This window comes from Bacillus sp. COPE52 (assembly GCF_003355115.1).
GTDB classification, from domain to species: domain Bacteria; phylum Bacillota; class Bacilli; order Bacillales; family Bacillaceae_G; genus Bacillus_A; species Bacillus_A toyonensis.
Genome location: NZ_CP031292.1, coordinates 5,777,784 through 5,778,006, shown reverse-complemented (window position 1 = coordinate 5,778,006; position 223 = coordinate 5,777,784). Strand labels below are relative to the sequence as shown.

Here is a 223-nt window from a genome sequence, read left to right as displayed (position 1 = left end):
TGACATGTGGAGCTGACGAATACTAATAGATCGAGGACTTAACCATATAATATGTAGCAAATGTTATCTAGTTTTGAGAGAACATAAAAAACTTGTTGACTTTTAAAGTGAATAAGTTATAATAATGATTGTCTCAAAAGAATAATGTCTGGTAATGATGGCAGAGAGGTCACACCCGTTCCCATACCGAACACGGAAGTTAAGCTCTCTAGCGCCGATGGTA

The 223-nt window shown here is 36.8% G+C and carries 1 other annotated feature.

The annotated features are described in order from the left end of the window. Positions 1 to 147: 147 nt before the first annotated feature. Positions 148 to 223 (top strand) — a sequence feature (5S ribosomal RNA rRNA prediction is too short).